At 61.1% G+C, this 15360-nt stretch carries 19 protein-coding genes; 9 read left to right on the top strand and 10 right to left on the bottom strand.

Annotated features, from left to right (window positions below):
* Positions 1-8: 8 nt before the first annotated feature.
* Positions 9-632: an orotate phosphoribosyltransferase gene (gene pyrE, locus VFO93_RS01930; RefSeq protein WP_325132618.1), complete on the bottom strand. Its 624-nt coding sequence runs from the start codon at positions 630-632 to the stop codon at positions 9-11.
* Between the two features lie 85 nt (positions 633-717).
* Between pyrE and VFO93_RS01925 the strand changes: the two genes are divergently transcribed.
* Complete coding sequence (locus VFO93_RS01925) at positions 718-1011, top strand: DUF7677 family protein (RefSeq protein ID WP_325132617.1); 294 nt, start codon at positions 718-720, stop codon at positions 1009-1011.
* 15 nt (positions 1012-1026) lie between these two features.
* On the opposite strand, the gene pyrF is transcribed toward VFO93_RS01925, so the two are convergent.
* The 4 genes from pyrF to VFO93_RS01905 form a co-directional block, all read right to left on the bottom strand.
* Positions 1027-1782: an orotidine-5'-phosphate decarboxylase gene (pyrF, locus tag VFO93_RS01920; RefSeq protein ID WP_325132616.1), complete on the bottom strand. Its 756-nt coding sequence runs from the start codon at positions 1780-1782 to the stop codon at positions 1027-1029.
* 716 nt (positions 1783-2498) lie between these two features.
* Positions 2499-3287, bottom strand: a complete 789-nt coding sequence (locus VFO93_RS01915; RefSeq protein WP_325132615.1) for a S1/P1 nuclease — start codon at positions 3285-3287, stop codon at positions 2499-2501.
* A gap of 79 nt (positions 3288-3366) precedes the next feature.
* Entirely contained in the window at positions 3367-3963 is a 597-nt protein-coding gene (locus VFO93_RS01910) for a Uma2 family endonuclease (RefSeq protein WP_325132614.1), read from the bottom strand.
* Between the two features lie 44 nt (positions 3964-4007).
* Positions 4008-5336: a carbohydrate porin gene (locus tag VFO93_RS01905; RefSeq protein WP_325132613.1), complete on the bottom strand. Its 1329-nt coding sequence runs from the start codon at positions 5334-5336 to the stop codon at positions 4008-4010.
* Positions 5337-5584: 248 nt separating this feature from the next.
* On the opposite strand from VFO93_RS01905, the gene VFO93_RS01900 reads away from it, so the two are divergent.
* From VFO93_RS01900 to VFO93_RS01870, 7 genes are all read left to right on the top strand, one after another.
* Positions 5585-6028 (top strand): hypothetical protein, encoded by a 444-nt coding sequence (locus VFO93_RS01900; protein WP_325132612.1) that lies wholly within the window; start codon positions 5585-5587, stop codon positions 6026-6028.
* A gap of 153 nt (positions 6029-6181) precedes the next feature.
* Positions 6182-6427: a hypothetical protein gene (locus VFO93_RS01895; RefSeq protein ID WP_325132611.1), complete on the top strand. Its 246-nt coding sequence runs from the start codon at positions 6182-6184 to the stop codon at positions 6425-6427.
* 142 nt (positions 6428-6569) lie between these two features.
* The gene (locus tag VFO93_RS01890; RefSeq protein ID WP_325132610.1) at positions 6570-7073 is read left to right on the top strand and encodes a GNAT family N-acetyltransferase; all 504 of its coding nucleotides are present in this window, start codon (positions 6570-6572) and stop codon (positions 7071-7073) included.
* Positions 7074-7217: 144 nt separating this feature from the next.
* Positions 7218-7634 carry a carboxypeptidase-like regulatory domain-containing protein gene (locus tag VFO93_RS01885; protein WP_325132609.1) on the top strand — a complete coding sequence of 139 codons (417 nt, stop codon included), beginning with the start codon at positions 7218-7220 and terminating at the stop codon, positions 7632-7634.
* Positions 7635-7665: 31 nt separating this feature from the next.
* Entirely contained in the window at positions 7666-7971 is a 306-nt protein-coding gene (locus tag VFO93_RS01880) for a hypothetical protein (protein WP_325132608.1), read from the top strand.
* A 206-nt stretch (positions 7972-8177) separates the two neighbouring features.
* Positions 8178-8777 (top strand): response regulator transcription factor, encoded by a 600-nt coding sequence (locus VFO93_RS01875; RefSeq protein WP_325132607.1) that lies wholly within the window; start codon positions 8178-8180, stop codon positions 8775-8777.
* Positions 8778-8849: 72 nt separating this feature from the next.
* Positions 8850-9515: a hypothetical protein gene (locus VFO93_RS01870; protein WP_325132606.1), complete on the top strand. Its 666-nt coding sequence runs from the start codon at positions 8850-8852 to the stop codon at positions 9513-9515.
* Positions 9516-9565: 50 nt separating this feature from the next.
* Here VFO93_RS01870 and VFO93_RS01865 read toward each other — a convergent pair whose 3' ends face one another.
* The 5 genes from VFO93_RS01865 to ettA all read right to left on the bottom strand — a co-directional run bounded on the left by VFO93_RS01865 (position 9566) and on the right by ettA (position 13774).
* Complete coding sequence (locus VFO93_RS01865) at positions 9566-10471, bottom strand: DUF6929 family protein (RefSeq protein WP_325132605.1); 906 nt, start codon at positions 10469-10471, stop codon at positions 9566-9568.
* A gap of 186 nt (positions 10472-10657) precedes the next feature.
* Positions 10658-11152 (bottom strand): hypothetical protein, encoded by a 495-nt coding sequence (locus VFO93_RS01860; RefSeq protein ID WP_325132604.1) that lies wholly within the window; start codon positions 11150-11152, stop codon positions 10658-10660.
* Positions 11152-11565: a helix-turn-helix transcriptional regulator gene (locus VFO93_RS01855; RefSeq protein WP_325132603.1), complete on the bottom strand. Its 414-nt coding sequence runs from the start codon at positions 11563-11565 to the stop codon at positions 11152-11154. The genes VFO93_RS01860 and VFO93_RS01855 overlap by 1 nt, the downstream gene beginning before the upstream one ends.
* Positions 11546-12052 carry a hypothetical protein gene (locus VFO93_RS01850; protein ID WP_325132602.1) on the bottom strand — a complete coding sequence of 169 codons (507 nt, stop codon included), beginning with the start codon at positions 12050-12052 and terminating at the stop codon, positions 11546-11548. Before VFO93_RS01850 ends, VFO93_RS01855 begins: the two co-directional genes overlap by 20 nt.
* 54 nt (positions 12053-12106) lie before the next feature.
* Positions 12107-13774, bottom strand: a complete 1668-nt coding sequence (ettA, locus tag VFO93_RS01845; RefSeq protein ID WP_325132601.1) for an energy-dependent translational throttle protein EttA — start codon at positions 13772-13774, stop codon at positions 12107-12109.
* Positions 13775-14032: 258 nt separating this feature from the next.
* Between ettA and VFO93_RS01840 the strand changes: the two genes are divergently transcribed.
* Entirely contained in the window at positions 14033-15355 is a 1323-nt protein-coding gene (locus VFO93_RS01840; protein WP_325132600.1) for a DUF349 domain-containing protein, read from the top strand.
* Positions 15356-15360: the final 5 nt, after the last annotated feature.

Here is a 15360-nt window from a genome sequence, read left to right as displayed (position 1 = left end):
GAACTGGATTATTTAGCGTCGGGCCGACTGCCCGGCTTCACGGCCGGAATCCCGGCCAAGTGTTCCGGCACGGCATCGGCCGCGAACACGGCCGCCTGCACCGGCAACAGCGCAAAGTTCGGGAAGGGAAGGCCAGCTTTCCCACTAGTGCGGTCAATTAAAGAGGCTACTGCGAGCACTTCGACCCCCATTTCCTTCAACACCCGGGCTACTTCGAGGGTGCTTTTGCCAGTCGTAACTACGTCTTCGGCAATTACTACCCGCTCGCCGGGGCTCAGGGTAAAGCCGCGCCGCAAGGTCATTTCGCCGTTCGCATCGCGCTCGGTAAAAAGCGACGGCACGCCCAGCTGCCGGGCTAGCTCGTAGCTCACCACCACGCCGCCCATCGCGGGGCCTACCACCGTGTCGGGCACCAGGCCGGCGTCGCGCAGGCGCTGGGCCAGCACCGCCATCGCGGGCGCGGCCAGGTCGGGCTTGCGCAGAAAGCGGGCGCACTGCACGTAGGTATCCGAGTGCAGCCCCGACGAGAGCTTGAAGTGCCCGTTCAGGAGCGCATCCTCCTCACGCAATTGCGCTTCAAGGATGGTGGCGACTTCGGCGGCAGGGAGGTCGGGGGTGAGTTGGTTGGTCATGTCTTAAAATGTACCGTGGACTCTGCGAGTCCGCGAGTGGGTAGGCTAAGTAATTTGCGCCTATCTACTACTTATAAAAGCGGTTATGAAACTCAGTAACTCTGTCAGTGGCGCGCTGCGCACGTTTGCATACTTTATGGCTAGCGGCACCTGCCGTGGCTTGGAAGGCGTTGATTGTCTGTCATTATATGGGAATGAGCCTAGCGCAATCGAGCAGGCATATGCCATTTTTGCCAACGTACTAGAATTTGATGAACTGGGTACCGTTACAAATAACGATTATGCTACGCAGCGCGCTACCCAATACATCCGCAGCTACCTAGACGATACCTTCCAAGAAGAGCCACCTTTTGCTGATTGGGAGTTGGCGTTACACTAATTAGTTAGCTTGTGATTACGCCGTTACTGAGCGATACTCGTTAATCTCATTCATTAACTCGCGCGCTGCCGCCGCCGAATCCTCAGCTTGCCAGATGCTACGCGAAGCGTTAATCAGCAGCCCGCCGCCGTCGGCTAGCAGGCCCGCTTTCATCACCGAAGCTAGGTCGCCGCCCTGCGCGCCGATGCCGGGCACCAGAAACCACTGCGTGGGGCACAACTGCCGCAGGCGGCCCAGGGCCGCCGCGTCGGTAGCGCCGGCCACGAGGCCAATGTTGCCATGCGTCGCGTCGAGGTCAGCGAGCAGTTTGGCGGTGAATTCGCTCACGGGCTCGCCGCTGGCTAACTCCGCTTCCTGAATGGGCGACTGGTTCGAGGTTTTGGCTAGGGCAAACACAAACTTGCCGGGGCGGGCGAAGGGCACCACCGCATCGGCACCCATGTAGGGGTTCACCGTCACGGCATCGACACCCACTACGTCGTAGGCAAACTGCGCGTAGTGCATGGCCGTGTTGGCGATGTCGCCAAACTTGCCATCCAGGATAACCGGGATGCCATCGGGCACGGCGGCCACCACTTGGCGCAACAGCTGCGTGCCATTGCCCCGGCTTAGGAAAAAGGCCAGATTAGGCTTGAAGGCAGCGGCGTAGGGCGCGGTTTCGGCGATGACCTGCGGCAGGCGGCGCGTCACGTCTTCGTCGGAGCCGGTGGGGTCGAGGCCCACGCACAGCAACGTATTGGCCTGGGCAACGCGGGTGAGGAGCTTTTGCATATTCAGTTGGCGGTTGCTAGTGGTCAGTGCTTTTTCAACCCATTGCCTGACAACAGACGACAAGTAAAACGAGTAAAAATAAAAGCGCCCGGCAGAACCGGGCGCTTCATAGTCAATAGCTTAGATGATATTTTTGTGGCTCACTCGGCCAGCGTTTTTGCAGACGCTGGTTGCACTCACGTGAGTACGAGCACCGGCCGGACACAAAAAAACCGCCTCAAGCAAATGGGGCGGCAATTGGAGAGACGAAGCAAAAAATGAATCGCAGGGCAAATGGCAAACGGCGGCAGCCGGCTGGGCTTTCCGCAGCACAGCTTGAGTAGCCGTTGCCTGCTTCATCCACTGGTGGTTGCTTGCGTTCACGGTGCAAAATTACCAGTTCTTGTTTTGGGCGCAAGGTTATGTTTTGCAAAAAACCTTTTAGCGGGTTTTCTTGGCTCGCCTTTTCTGCGCTACGCTAGGCGTTTAGGGAGTTTTTAAGAGATTAAAAAAAGTTTGTCTCTGCCCTACTATTTGCCCCTCGGGGTAAGCTTGCCGTAACTTTGACCGTTTATTTCGCAAGGTATTCTAGTGGCTAGTTCTTCAGCTTGAATCTTTTGCGCCCGAAAAAGCCCCGCTGCTCCGGTCAGGAGTGGCGGGGCTTTTTTAGGGCAGCGCAGATACTGGAGTTCGCAGTCGTACCGAGGTACTCGCGGCCTGAAATTTCGCGCGCTATGCTACTTAAACGCCTCGTTTAGCACGGCCGCCAGCCGGATGCCCGCTTGCTGAATGCGCTGCTTCATCAAATCGGCGTGGGCGGGGTAGTAGCGGTAGTCAGGGTTAGCATTTTGAGCGGCCTCGGCGTAGAGCTGGGTGGCGGCAGTGTACGACTCAAACAGCCACTCGGCAGGGTCGGTGCTGGCCTGCCAGGTTTTGACGAGCGGCGCGGGCAGGGCCGCGTCGTACTGCTGGCCCATCTCGGTGTAGGTGAGGCCTTGGTAGTCGATGAGGCCGCTGTCCCAGAGGCTGTGCAGGTTGGTATCCTTGCCGCGGTAGGTGAGCTTGATGTCGTTGCCGCCCTTGTCTTCGGCGCGGCCGGTGTGCATGGGCTGGTGCATATCGCCCACGATGTGCACCACGAATACGAGGGCCTCAGCGCGCTGCGCCTGGGTTCTGGCCGGGTCGCGCATCTCCTTTATTTTGGACAGTAATACGTTGTAGGCGTTGGGGTTGACCTGGCCTTTCACGGCTTGCAGGTACTGGTCGTGGCCCAGGCCCAGGGCTGTGTTCACGTAGTGCCAGGGGCCGGTTTCCTTGAATTCGGGCAGGTAGCGCATCTCGTCGGGCTGGGTGCTCACGAGGGCCAGCGTCTGGGTGCCGAGCAGGGCGGCTACCTGCGCGCGCGCCTTGGCGCTCAGATGATTGGCGGCGATGAGGCCCACGGCCCGGTGGCCATCCACGCCCCAGGCCCAGCCGGTGAGCGGCAGCGCGGCCAACAGGGCTAGCGCAAACAATACTTTTTTCATTATTCTATAAAAAGCAAAAGACCGGCAAGGACGCCCTGCCGGTCTGGAAGTTGCATGAAGGAACCAGGCTGCCGGGTCACTAGCTTCCGGCAAAAACTTCGGCCCATTCCAGACTCAGGCCGGGCAGCGTAGCTACGGGCATTGGGCCAGGTTCGATGTATTCGCCAGCTATCTTATACTGCCCGTCTTCGAGCACGAAAGCCGATACAGTTTTGTGGCCGGGGTACACTATCCAGTACTCTTGCACCTCATTTTCCTCATAAAGGTCGAACTTGATTTTAGTATCGCGGGCGGTATTGCCAGGCGATACTATTTCGATAATCCAGTCGGGGGCGCCTATACAGCCTTGGTCATCAAGCTTATTCTGGTCGCAAACCACGCAGATATCAGGCTGTACTACCGTGCGTATCTGGGCATTGCCGTTGGCCCCGGCCGTAGCCAGGCGCACATCGAAAGGCGCGTGATACATCTCGCAACTGCTGCCATAAAGAAAATTGGCAATGGGCCGCTCTAGCCGATTCGACAGTTGCTGATGCCGCCGGTTTGGCCCGGCCATCGGCAACATTACCTTACCCTTGATAAGCTCAACAAACTCATCAAACTTCCACGTCAGATAATCGGCGTAGGTGTACGTTTTGGTCAGGTCGAGCTGCGAAAACTGCGTGATGGGTTCCATAATCGGGCTCTCTTTGATAGTCAGTATAAAGGTAGCCCGCCGCCCTAAAACTCGACGTGCACCCGCAAGGCCACCACGTGTATCGGTCCCGAGGTGCGGCTGGTATTGTAGCCTGGATTAAAAATAATCTGGTAATCAGGGCTTAGCGCCGCGTGGTAGCGCGGAAAATCAATGCTGTAGTACACCTCCCCGATGTACTCCAGGCCGTAGTCGAGCCGGCCATCGCCCAATATGAAGCCCGAGCCGCCCGCCGCCAGGTAGGCGCGGTGCTCGGGCGAGAGGCCGTTGGCCACGGCCGCGATGCCGAGGCGGTCGGTGGGCCGCTTCCAACGAGTACCCGCGCTCGTGACGCCTAGGCTCAGGCTGTGGTCGATTTCGGTGAACGCCCAGGTTTCGTTGTGGCCGTCGTTGTAGCTGAGGCGGCCGAATACGCCCACGTTAGCCGTCAGTTCCTGCTCGGCGTTCAGCACCACGCCGTATTTGGTGCGGCGCTCGGCGCGCACGGCCGTAACGTCGGGGCCATCGATACCCGCCTGGCGCACGGCCAGGCGGTAGTTGCCCATCGCGGCTTGGTTGCGAAAGCCCAGCAGGCGCACCGCGCCGGGGTGGCCGCCCACGGTGTAGGGCTTGGTCAGCTCCAGGGTAATGGCTTGGGCCTTGCCATAGTGGAAGTCGAGCACCGGGCCGTTGGCATCGGTGGGCATGGCCGAGAGGCCACCGCGCAGGGCAAAAGCCGGCGATATGTATTCGAGCACCGCGCCCACGGTGTAGCCGCGCGTGTTAGCGGGGTAGTCCCAGCCGCCGGCGCTCATCAGGCTCCAGTTGAGAAACTGCGTGCGCGGGTCGTGCGAGTAGCTGTTCTGGTCGAAGTAGTCGGCAATGCTGAACTTGCCCACGTTCAAAGCCAGGTAGCGCGTGGGGCGCGGGCCGGCCACCTGGTTGTTGTCGTCGTCAAACTGCTCGGTTTCCGGGCTCAACGCCCACAGCTGGCGCAGATACAGCCGCGCCAGATACACCTGCGGCGCGGGGTCGCCGATGCGAAACGTTTCGCCGTTGGGCGCGCCCCCGATGCCGGTGGCCCCGCTCAGGCCGCTGCCGCCCGCCACCTCGGGGTTGAAATACACGGCCGCGCCCTTCCACAGCTTGCGCCCGATGAAGGCGGTAGTGGTGAGCGACAGCTTGGCCTGCTCGCGGGCCTGCAAGCTAAAATCGCCTGCGTAGCGCGGCGTGAAGTTATTGTGCCACTGCTGGATAACAGTTTGCTGGAAATGCACGCTCCACTTGCTGGCCGCGTCGTGGTCGTAGTGCACAGGCGTTTGGGCCGAGGCCGCGGCCGGCTGCCGGGCGGGTAGCGTGCCTACGGGCGGCGTCACGCCGCCCTGGGCCAGGGCGCGGCCAGCCAGCAGCAGCGCGCCGAAAGTGAAGAGAGAGCGTTTCAGAAAAAAAGAGCTTAAAAAGGCGTTACCAAAAAGTTTGCAAAAGTACCGCCTCCGTCCCTGGCTTTCATGAGTTTCTCATTAAGCTTGCACCTGGCCGCTAGCTGCGGCTACCTCAACGGTAGGCGCGGCCAAGCGCCGCTGGTTTGCGTAAGCGCAAGTAGTCCTTTCCGGGCTTTGTGCTTATGCCACTACCCACACTCGTTTTGCTCAATCTGCTGCTGGCCGCCTACCTCACGGGCGTGTGCTGGGCGGTACAGCTGGTCATCTACCCCGCCCTGATGCTGGTGGGCGCGCCCGAGTTTGCCCGCTACCACGCCGCCCACACCCGCCGCATGGGCTGGGTGGTGGGCGCGCCCATGGTGCTGGAACTGGGGCTGGCCGCCTGGCTGGCCTGGGTGGCCTACCCCGCCTGGGGCGCGGGCCGGGCGCTGGGGCAGCTGGCGTTGGTGTTGGTAGTATGGCTGGTTACGTTCCTGATTAGCGTGCCCTTTCACAATCGCCTGGCGGTCAATGGCTACAACTACGTCGCCCTCGACGGCCTCACCCGCACCAACTGGCTGCGCACCCTGGCCTGGACGGCCCGCACTGTGTTGCTGGCAACGCTGGTGTTGGGTGTCAGGTATTAGGTACTGGGAGTTAAGTGCTAGGTGTTGGGTACTGGGTGTTGGGTATCATGGCCTTTGATTTCCTAATACCCACTACCCACCACTCAATACCTAATACCAAAAACCTACTACCCCCTTGCGTAACTTGCGGCCTTAATTCCGGCTTTCTTCTTTATGATGACCAAACGCTTCCTGCCCGCGCTGCTCGCCTCGGCGGCCCTGCTGTTCTCGCTGCCCGCCTGCAGCCCCGCCAACGACACCGACGAGGACGTGGCTACCACGCCACTGCCCCCGCTGCCCGCCGCCCCCGACACCACCAAAGGTGCCCAGGCCGCCGCGCCCGCTCCCAACGACCCCAACCGCGAGCTGAATGCCCAGAACGCCACCGAAGACATTAAGAAAATGCAGCCGCAGATGTAAGGCGCGCCCGGTGCGGCCCACTTTGGCCTCCCGGTTGGCAGCACCGTCTTCTTTTTGCAAAAGCCTGCGCGCTAAGGGTTTATAATTACTCTGGCGGGCAGGCTTTTGCATGACATACCTATTTGAAATTCACCCATTTCCAATGCCTGACCTTCCCCTCCTGCGCCGCGGGCGCGAAGCCGACCTGCCCCGCGTGCTGGCCCTCATCCAGGAGCTGGCCGCGTATGAGCGCGCCCCCGAAGCCGTAACCAACACGCTGGAAATGATGCGCCACGATGGCTTCGGGCCGGCCCCCATCTTCGGCTTTTTCGTGCTCGAAGGCACTGGCGGCGAGCTGCTGGGCCTGGCCCTCTACTACACCGCCTACTCGACCTGGAAGGGCCGCATGCTGTACCTCGAAGACCTGGTCGTGACCGAGGCCGCCCGGCGCGGTGGCTACGGCCGCCTGCTCTTCGATGCCGTAGTGGCCGAGGCCCGCCGCACCGGCGCGCAGCGCCTCAAGTGGCAGGTGCTCGACTGGAACGAGCCGGCCATCACGTTTTATAAAAAGCTCGGAGCTGAGCTCGACCCCGAGTGGCTGAACGGCAACCTCTCGGCTGCACAACTCGCGGCGTATGAGGTGAGCGCGGCAGCCACTGGCTTATAAGCCTTATCTTTAAGCAAAAACGCAGTATTAAGCGCCACTTTTGCTTCGCCAAATAATTGGCAGCATACTTGTTATAGCAGGGTGGCACGCCGGCCAGTCCGGGCCGCTACTCCACTTCATTATCTTCCTTTTATTATTTACTTGATGAACTACTCGCTCCTCCTCACCGCCGCCTGCGGCCTACTGCTGGCCACGCGCCCGGCCGCCGCCCAAACGCCCGCCCCCAGCAGCCAGCAGCCCACGCCGGTGCAGCTGTCGTGCCGCTCGTTTAGCGGCCACATCAAGTCTACTACCGGCACGCCGCTGGTGGGCGCCACGGTGCTGGTGAAAGGCACCTACGTGGCCCGCACCACCAACGACGAAGGCTACTTTACCTTCGACCTGCCCGCCGCGCCCACCGTGGCCCCGCGCCTCCAGGTGAGCTCGGCCGGCTTCGCGCCGCAGGATTTTCTCATCACCAGCTGCACGCCGATGGAGATAGAGCTGCAAATGCTGGAAGGCACGCGCATCAAAAAGCGCGGCCGGCACAAGGGCTTCATCAAAGAAGTAGGCAAGGAGTAAGTTGCTTCTTGAACACCAGCGCGCTACGCCCATGCCCGAGAACTTGGCCACGCTAGTGGTAGAAACCAGCTTCCGGGTGCCGGGGCTGGGCGTGCTGGTGGTGCCCGCCGCTGGCCCGGCCGCCACCAGCCTGGCGGCTCATGCCTTGCACACGGCGCTGGCTCTCAGGCTGCTAGCAGAGGGTCAGCCGCCCCTGGCCCTCACCGGCACCATTGAGGAGCTAACCCACGAGGGCCAGCCCCCGCGCCGCACCCTGCTACTCGACTTTGACCCCGGCGGGCCACTACCCGCTGGCACTCGCCTGCGGCTGGAAGCCGTAGTGCCGCCGTTGTTTTAGCGGCGGCTGTTAGGTTTAAAGCCCCTTTCTCCTTGGGAGACAGGGGCTTTTTCGTAGGCCAGGTTATTATATTTTGCTTAATTAATATTGCAAACGTTGAATTAATTATCTTAAAAAGTAAATTTGGCTATTCACCCCGCTAAAAAAGCCCTGGCTGGCCGCCCTGGCCAGGCCGCTGCCGCCCGCAACCAGCTTTCTTCCAGCCCATGACAGCCTCGCCCTCCGCCGTACTGGTAGCCGCCGAGCCCACGCTGTACCGCGCGGGCCTGGTGGCGCTGCTGCATCAGCAGTGGCCCACGCTACCCCTCACCCTCACCGCCGATGCCGGCCAGCTCGTGGATTTGGTGCGCGCCCAGCTTTTTCGGGTGCTGATACTGGATGGCGGCCTGCCGGGGCGCGAGCTGCCGGCGCTGCTGCACCACTTGCGCCAGGCCCGGCCGGGGCAGCGCCTGCTGGTGCTGGCCACAGATGGTGCTAAAACCCTGGCGGCCCCGCCGCAACTGCTGGTGCCCCGGCACATCTCGCCCAGCCACCTGGCCGCTACTCTGGCCCCCTGGCTCGACGAGACGCCCTGCCAGCCCCAGCCACTGCGCGCGCCGCACCCCGCCCCCACCCGCTTTAGCCGCCGCGAGCTGGAGGTGCTGCGCCTGGTGGTAGACGACCGCTGCAATCAGGAAATCGCCGACCGGCTTTTCCTCAGCGTTCGCACCGTGGAAAGCCACCGCCGGGCACTGCTCCAGAAATCGGGCACCCGCACGCTGGCCGGGCTGGTGGCCTGGGCCCTGCGCGAGGGCATGGTGGCGTAGTGGGTTGCACCGGCTTGCGGCTCATGCTATTTTTAGCTGATAAACTTCTGTATCTTTTCCCTCTTTCTCCCAATGGCTACCCTACTCACACCCGACGCTGTTTTTGCTCCTTCGCTGGCCCTGCACCAAGCCGAGGCCTTAGGCCAGTTGGCCAGCCTGCGCCTGCCCGCTACTACTACCGAGGTGCTGATGAGTTTGCGGCGGGTTTTCATCAAGCGCAAAAGCGACTTGTTGGGGCCGGGTGAGATACAGATTATCAGCGTCGTGACCGATGGTGTATCGGCCGAGCCTATTCAGCTGCGCAGCGAGGTCTTTGAGGGCATCCGGCGCAAAACTGAGCTGCCGCTGGGGCCGGGCGGCCTGGCGCTCTACCGCACCAGCCAGGGCAAGGTGCCCGAGTTTCTGGACTACCGCATTCTCATCGTGGAGCTGGATGAGGACGTGCGCCAGGCCGGGGCCGTGCTGGATGCCGTGCGGCAAGACACGCAGTTTGAGCAGTTTCAGGCTGCCCTGCTCACGGCCGCTGCCGTGGCGGCTCCGCCGGCCGCGCTCATCACGGCGGCTACCGACCTTACGCTGAACATTATAACGCGCGTACTCCAAGCCGATAAAAACGACCAGCTGCTGCTTGTGCAGGGTTCTTTTTCCAATACGTTTGACGACCTGGGCACCCGCTACGGCCTCATCAACCAAAGCAGCCGGAGCGCTGAAATCAGCTACGAGGTGCAGGTAGCATAAAGGTCACCGGGCCCGGTTTGCATAGGCTTTGCCCAGCTTGGCCGGGCGCTTTACAGCTGCACTTCGGCCACCAGCGCCGTGCTGCCGCCCTGGTCGTCGTCGGTCACGAGCAGTAGCTCCAGCCGGCCCGGTGCCAGGGTGCGGCGCACGGCCAGGCCTTCTACCTTGCCGAGGTAGGCGCGGCCACCGGCCCAGGCGAGGCGGGCAAAGGTAGCTTTTTGGTCGGCCAACTCCACCACGCCCACAAAAGAGCCCAGTACCGCGCCGTCGGCCACGGCATCGGGGGCGGCCTCTACCGAAGCGCTGACAAAAAGCCTATCCTCTACAAACGTAGCCCCCGAAAAGCCGGCCGCGTAGCCATTCAGCTTTGGCAGCTCAAACGTCAGCATCCGCACTGCCCCCGGCCCCGCCCAGCGCGGCTCGAAGAGGTGCGTGAGCGCCTCCAGCGGCAGAGCAAACAGCACGGCCGGCCCGCCGCCCACCGGGCGCTGGAGTAGCAGCAATTCGGTGGCGCTGGTAGCGGCAGCCTCAATGTTGAGCGTGGTGCCGGGCGGCAGCTGCGCCCGCAGCCGGGCGTAGAGCAGGGCCAGGTCGAGACGCTGCAGGACGCGCGGCGCGCAGCTGGCCCCGGCCGCCGGCAAGCTCACGAAGTAGCCAACTTCGCGGCTCGGAAGCGCGCCCGAGCCGCAGAGCAGCAGGCCGGCCGCGCCACCCGGCCCCGCAATGGCGGCCATGCTTTCGAGGTCGGGCTTGCTGGCTTTGGGAATGCGGCCGGTGCCAAACTCACTGGTTTCGAAGAGCTGTACCTGGCCAGTGGGCGCCAGCGTGGCCGCGTCGAGCAGGTAGAGAAACGGGGCGTCGTCGCTCACCACGTAGGCCGTAGGGCCAATAATTTCTACCCCCGAGGCGGAGGGCAGGCGCGGCAGGCTGGTTTCGGACAGGATGGTGGCGGTCATAGCCACGAAACTAACGTTGAGCATACCTTGAGCTATACGCTGGCTATTGGCGTTACCATACCCAAAGCTCATCGTACTACTAGTAAAAAGCCCGCTCGGCAATAGTGTCAAGCGGGCTTTTTAAGCCAAGGGGGCTAGTTCAGATTACCGTCATTCACATGGTCAATTGCTATGTCGTTTACTTCTTCAATCGCTGGCGGCATCGTCCGGGTCTACTTGCGAAGACGTGACGGGCTGCCACAACTGCTGTGGATTGATAATAGGTAGTAGCACATGTGCGAAGGAAGTGCCAGCCAACTTTACTTGCAGCATACCCCGCAAAGTAGAATAGGCGATGCTCACAGCCGTCCAGGCCAGCGGCAACGGTAAGGTATTGCTACGCCGCAGCTCACCCAGACCAGTGTAGTGAAACAATACTGCTAACTGTACTTGGACGCGCAGCTTGTTGCTACCCCGCTTAGCCTTCGCCTTGTCCGTGATAGTAGCGTGCACATCTACTCGCATACTATCATCCAACTGAGCATTAAACAGTACCTCAGCCTTTGAGGAGACAGTATACACCAATGGCGTAGCCGGTGCTGGGAACACATCGGTAAGCGTCAGTTGCAACAGACGCGTTTCATGTAGCGTGAGCGCATCAACCGCAAAAGGTGGAGCAGATTTAGCAGTATGCTCAGGCATTAGGCAGCTTGTAGAAGGTCATAACTATCCGCTTTCACAGATGAAGCTCGTTGCGAAGACGCAGTACGGCCAGTCTGCCAGGCTGCGCCTGGGGCCGCCCAGCCGCTTTCCGCCACCGTTGCTTTCGGCACTGTCGGCACTGCCTGGTCGCGAAAGGTCAGCACGAGGTCTTCTTCAAGCACTGCCTCCAGTCGAGTCAACGTCTTGAGTGTGAAGTTGTGCAAGCCGGTAAGCCAGCGGCTGACCTCCGACTCTTGCTTACCCAACCTATCGGCCAACGCCTTTTGCGAGAGGCCCTGCCGCAGCATAGCTTCAGCAATGAGGCCAGCCAGTTGTAATGATTTATCTACAAAGCGTTTTTCGTCTTCACGGGCGGGAGCTTTAGCCAGCAAATCAGCCAGGGTATTCATCATCAGGAATGTCTATTTCGAGAATGTACGCCTGTTCGGCGTTGGTAGGCAACCTCTCCGGCCCTACATGTTGGCGGCGTAGCGCCTTCACCACGTGGTTCATCAGGTTGAAGTGTGGTAGGCAATCGGGACTGTCCTGTACCGTTTGCGCGGTCTTTATACCGCCGCCGCATACCAGTAGGTTTCGGTCATCAAACCGATAGCAGTATAAACGCAGGGGCCCTTTATCGATAGGTAAAGCTTGTCCGTAGCCTTCTCCGGTCCGAAAAAGCCGCAACAAAGCCCCTTCCAGGCGGGCGATTCGGTCCAGCCAATCAAGCAGTGTCCGTAGAGCCGTTCCAAAGCGTTTATCTGATTTGTACCGCACATCAGTAAGCATCCGATTGAAAAAGCGGGTAGTTTCGGCTTCCGCCTGCCCAGGCAGACGCACCGTATATAGCCGGGCCTTTAACCCAGCGCTAAACATTACTACTTCGACTTCAATCTTCACTTAAAAGTTAAGGCAAAGGTACAGGAAAATTCCGCATAAGTCAGTTGACTTAGTTTACCCCAGCTTCTTATACCGCACGCGCTTGGGCTCCACGTCGCCGAGGCGCTTGCGCTTGGCTTCTTCGTAGTCGGAGAAGTTGCCCTCGAACCACACTACCTCGGAGTCGCCTTCGAAGGCCAGGATGTGGGTGGCCAGCCGGTCCAGGAACCAGCGGTCGTGGCTGATGATAACGGCGCAGCCGGCGAAGTTTTCCAGCGCGTCTTCCAGCGCCCGGATGGCGTTCACGTCCAGGTCGTTGGTAGGCTCGTCGAGCAGCAGCAGGTTGGCGCCCTGCTTGAGGGTCATGGCCAGGTGGACGCGGTTTTTCTCGCCGCCCGAGAGGTTACCGACCTTCTTCTCCTGGTCGCCGCCCGCAAAGTTGAACTTGCTGACGTAGGCCCGCGAGTTCACCGGCCGGCCGGCCATGAGCATGGTTTCGGTGCCGCCCGAAATAGTGTCAAACACCGACTTGCTGCCGTCGAGCGTGTCGTGCTGCTGGTCGATGTAGGCGGTTTGTACGGTGGGGCCGACCTCAAAGGTGCCCGCGTCGGGCTGCATCTGGTCGGTTATCAGGCGGAAGAGCGTGGTTTTGCCCGCGCCGTTGGGCCCGATGATGCCCACGATGCCGCCCTGCGGCAAGGCAAAGCTCAGGTTCTCGAACAGTAGCTTGTCGCCGAACGCCTTGCGCAGGCCTTCGGCCTCGATGACCTGGGCGCCCAGGCGCGGGCCGTCGGGGATGAACAATTCGAGCTTCTGCTCTTTGTCTTTGGCTTCCTCGCTCACCAGCTTGTCGTAGTTGGCGAGGCGGGCCTTGCCCTTGCTCTGGCGGGCTTTGGGCGACATGCGCACCCAATCGAGCTCGCGCTGAAGGGTTTTGGCGCGTTTGCTTTCGGCGTTTTCTTCCTTGGCGAGGCGCTGGGTTTTCTGCTCCAGCCAGCTGCTGTAGTTGCCTTTCCACGGAATGCCGCTGCCGCGGTCAAGCTCCAGAATCCAGCCCGCCACGTTGTCGAGGAAGTAGCGGTCGTGGGTGACGGCGATAACGGTGCCTTTGTACTGCTGCAAGTGCTGCTCGAGCCAGTACACGCTTTCGGCGTCGAGGTGGTTGGTAGGCTCGTCAAGCAGCAATACGTCAGGCTCTTGCAGCAGCAGGCGGCACAACGCCACGCGGCGCTTTTCGCCGCCCGAGAGGTTGCCGATGATGGCTTCTTCGGGCGGGGTGCGCAGGGCGTCCATGGCGCGCTCCAGCTTGCTGTCGAGGTTCCAGGCATCGAGCTGGTCCAGCCGCTCCTGCACGGTGCCCTGGCGCTCAAGCAGCTTGTCGAAGTCGGCATCTTCGGCCCCGAAGGCTTCGTTGATTTCGTCAAATTCCTTGAGCAAAGCCACGGTTTCGGCCACGCCTTCTTCTACTACTTCGCGCACCGTTTTGGTGGGGTCGAGCTGGGGCTCCTGCTCAAGGTAGCCCACCGAGTAGCCCGGCGACCACACCACTTCGCCCTGAAACTGCTTGTCGACGCCGGCGATGATTTTGAGCAAGCTCGACTTACCCGAACCGTTGAGGCCGAGCACGCCGATTTTGGCACCGTAGAAAAACGACAGGTAGATATTCTTAAGAACCTGTTTTTGAGGCGGGTAAATTTTACTTACCCCCGCCATGCTGAAAATAATGGTGGGCTGGTCGGACATAGAATGATGGAGTTTGGAGAAGCTGACTAAGTAAGCGGACCGGCCGGCCAGGGGCCGCCCGCCGCCCGGCGAACCTTTCCGGGCAAAGGTCGTTCCGACGTTTTAAAAACCCGGCATTTGGGCCTTCGCGGCCAAAACCAAACGTGGGAAAAGACAAACAATAGAATTTCCGCGTAAACTTGTATTTCATTCTCTTTCCATAGTCCGGAGCCAATTCTGTTGCACCCGGATTTCCTACTGAACTACACCTACTTCCACATGGAACACCCCGACCACCCGCTCACGGAAGCCCGCCGCTATGGCTACGTGGAAGATGGGGGCGTGTGGCTGCGCCCGACCCTGGGGCAGCCGGCCCGCCGCATTGGCCAGGTGAAGGACACCGACGACGACGCGCTGCGCTACTTTGCCCGCCGCTACGAGGCCTTCCGCGCCAAAGTCGAGGAGCTGCTCGCCCGCCTGGCCACCGCTGAAAATCAGGGCTCTTACCTGATGAAAATCCTGCACTTGCAGGAGCAAACCAAGCAGCACGACGGCCTCGGTGACTACGAAAGCCTGAACCGCCGCCTGCACGAGGCCGAAGACGGCCTGAAGGTGTCGGTGACGCGCAACCGCGAGAAAAACCTGGCCACCAAAACCAGCCTCATCGAGCAGGCCGAAGAGCTTGCCGACAGCGAGGACTGGATAGTAGCCAGCGAAAAGGTGAAGGAGCTGCGCCAGGCCTGGCTGAAAACCGGCCCCGTGGACAAGGAGCTGACCGAAAGCCTGGAAAACCGCTTTCACAGCGCCGTGCAGCTGTTTTTCGACCGCCGCAAGGCGTTCCAGGTTGACCGCAAAACGCTGGCCCGCCGCACCGTGGAGCGCTACCGCGACTTGGTGCAACAGGCCGAAAGCCTGAAAAACTCCGACCAGTTTGAGCAGACTTCGCGCCAGCTCAAGCTGCTGCAAAACGCCTGGCGCGAAGTCAACGGCAACCTGCCCAAAAAGCAGGCCGCCGAGCTCTGGACCAAGTTTAGGGCGGCGAACAACCACTTCTTCGAGCGCCTCAAAAACCACATCGAAAGCCAGCGCGTGGCCGCCGCCCGCGAGGGCCGCTCCACGGTGCCCTCCTCGGCCGAGGAAAGCCTGGTGCGCAAGCGCGAGCTGGCCAACCGCGCCGAAGCCCTGCTCGGCACGCCCAGCAACCAGGCCGTGACCCAGGCCAAGGCCCTGCAAGCCGAGTGGAAGCAGAGCGGCGCCGTGCGCGGCCCCGAAAGCGACCGCCTGTGGCAGCGCTTTATGCTGGCCTGCGATAAGGTGTTTGAGATGAGCGCCCTCGACTACTACCTGCGCAAGCGCCAGGCCGAGGGCACTACCATGACCACCAACGAACGCGCCGTGGCCGCCACCACGGCCCTGCGCAAGTTTATCGAAAGCGACAAGCAGGAGCTCGAAACCCTGCGCGACAACCTCGAAAAACTGAGCCCGGCCGCCGCCAACGACCAGTTTCGGCAGCTGCTGCAAGGAAAAATTCGCACCTTCGAGCGCAAGATTCAAACTAAGACTGAGCTCATTGCCATCTTTAGTGCCACCGCGGCAGCTTAGCCGCC

Source organism: Hymenobacter sp. (assembly GCF_035709525.1).
GTDB lineage: Bacteria > Bacteroidota > Bacteroidia > Cytophagales > Hymenobacteraceae > Hymenobacter.
Note: the sequence above shows the minus strand (reverse complement) of the source record. Positions and strands in the feature narration are given on the sequence as shown.

Excerpts from the sequence above, each read along its gene's own strand:
- pyrE (WP_325132618.1), bottom strand. The coding sequence starts at position 632 with ATGACCAACCAACTCACCCCCGACCTCCCTGCCGCCGAAGTCGCCACC.
- VFO93_RS01925 (WP_325132617.1), top strand. The coding sequence starts at position 718 with ATGAAACTCAGTAACTCTGTCAGTGGCGCGCTGCGCACGTTTGCATAC.
- pyrF (WP_325132616.1), bottom strand. The coding sequence starts at position 1,782 with ATGCAAAAGCTCCTCACCCGCGTTGCCCAGGCCAATACGTTGCTGTGC.
- VFO93_RS01915 (WP_325132615.1), bottom strand. The coding sequence starts at position 3,287 with ATGAAAAAAGTATTGTTTGCGCTAGCCCTGTTGGCCGCGCTGCCGCTC.
- VFO93_RS01910 (WP_325132614.1), bottom strand. The coding sequence starts at position 3,963 with ATGGAACCCATCACGCAGTTTTCGCAGCTCGACCTGACCAAAACGTAC.
- VFO93_RS01900 (WP_325132612.1), top strand. The coding sequence starts at position 5,585 with ATGCCACTACCCACACTCGTTTTGCTCAATCTGCTGCTGGCCGCCTAC.
- VFO93_RS01895 (WP_325132611.1), top strand. The coding sequence starts at position 6,182 with ATGATGACCAAACGCTTCCTGCCCGCGCTGCTCGCCTCGGCGGCCCTG.
- VFO93_RS01890 (WP_325132610.1), top strand. The coding sequence starts at position 6,570 with ATGCCTGACCTTCCCCTCCTGCGCCGCGGGCGCGAAGCCGACCTGCCC.
- VFO93_RS01885 (WP_325132609.1), top strand. The coding sequence starts at position 7,218 with ATGAACTACTCGCTCCTCCTCACCGCCGCCTGCGGCCTACTGCTGGCC.
- VFO93_RS01880 (WP_325132608.1), top strand. The coding sequence starts at position 7,666 with ATGCCCGAGAACTTGGCCACGCTAGTGGTAGAAACCAGCTTCCGGGTG.
- VFO93_RS01875 (WP_325132607.1), top strand. The coding sequence starts at position 8,178 with ATGACAGCCTCGCCCTCCGCCGTACTGGTAGCCGCCGAGCCCACGCTG.
- VFO93_RS01870 (WP_325132606.1), top strand. The coding sequence starts at position 8,850 with ATGGCTACCCTACTCACACCCGACGCTGTTTTTGCTCCTTCGCTGGCC.
- VFO93_RS01865 (WP_325132605.1), bottom strand. The coding sequence starts at position 10,471 with ATGACCGCCACCATCCTGTCCGAAACCAGCCTGCCGCGCCTGCCCTCC.
- VFO93_RS01860 (WP_325132604.1), bottom strand. The coding sequence starts at position 11,152 with ATGCCTGAGCATACTGCTAAATCTGCTCCACCTTTTGCGGTTGATGCG.
- VFO93_RS01855 (WP_325132603.1), bottom strand. The coding sequence starts at position 11,565 with ATGATGAATACCCTGGCTGATTTGCTGGCTAAAGCTCCCGCCCGTGAA.
- ettA (WP_325132601.1), bottom strand. The coding sequence starts at position 13,774 with ATGTCCGACCAGCCCACCATTATTTTCAGCATGGCGGGGGTAAGTAAA.
- VFO93_RS01840 (WP_325132600.1), top strand. The coding sequence starts at position 14,033 with ATGGAACACCCCGACCACCCGCTCACGGAAGCCCGCCGCTATGGCTAC.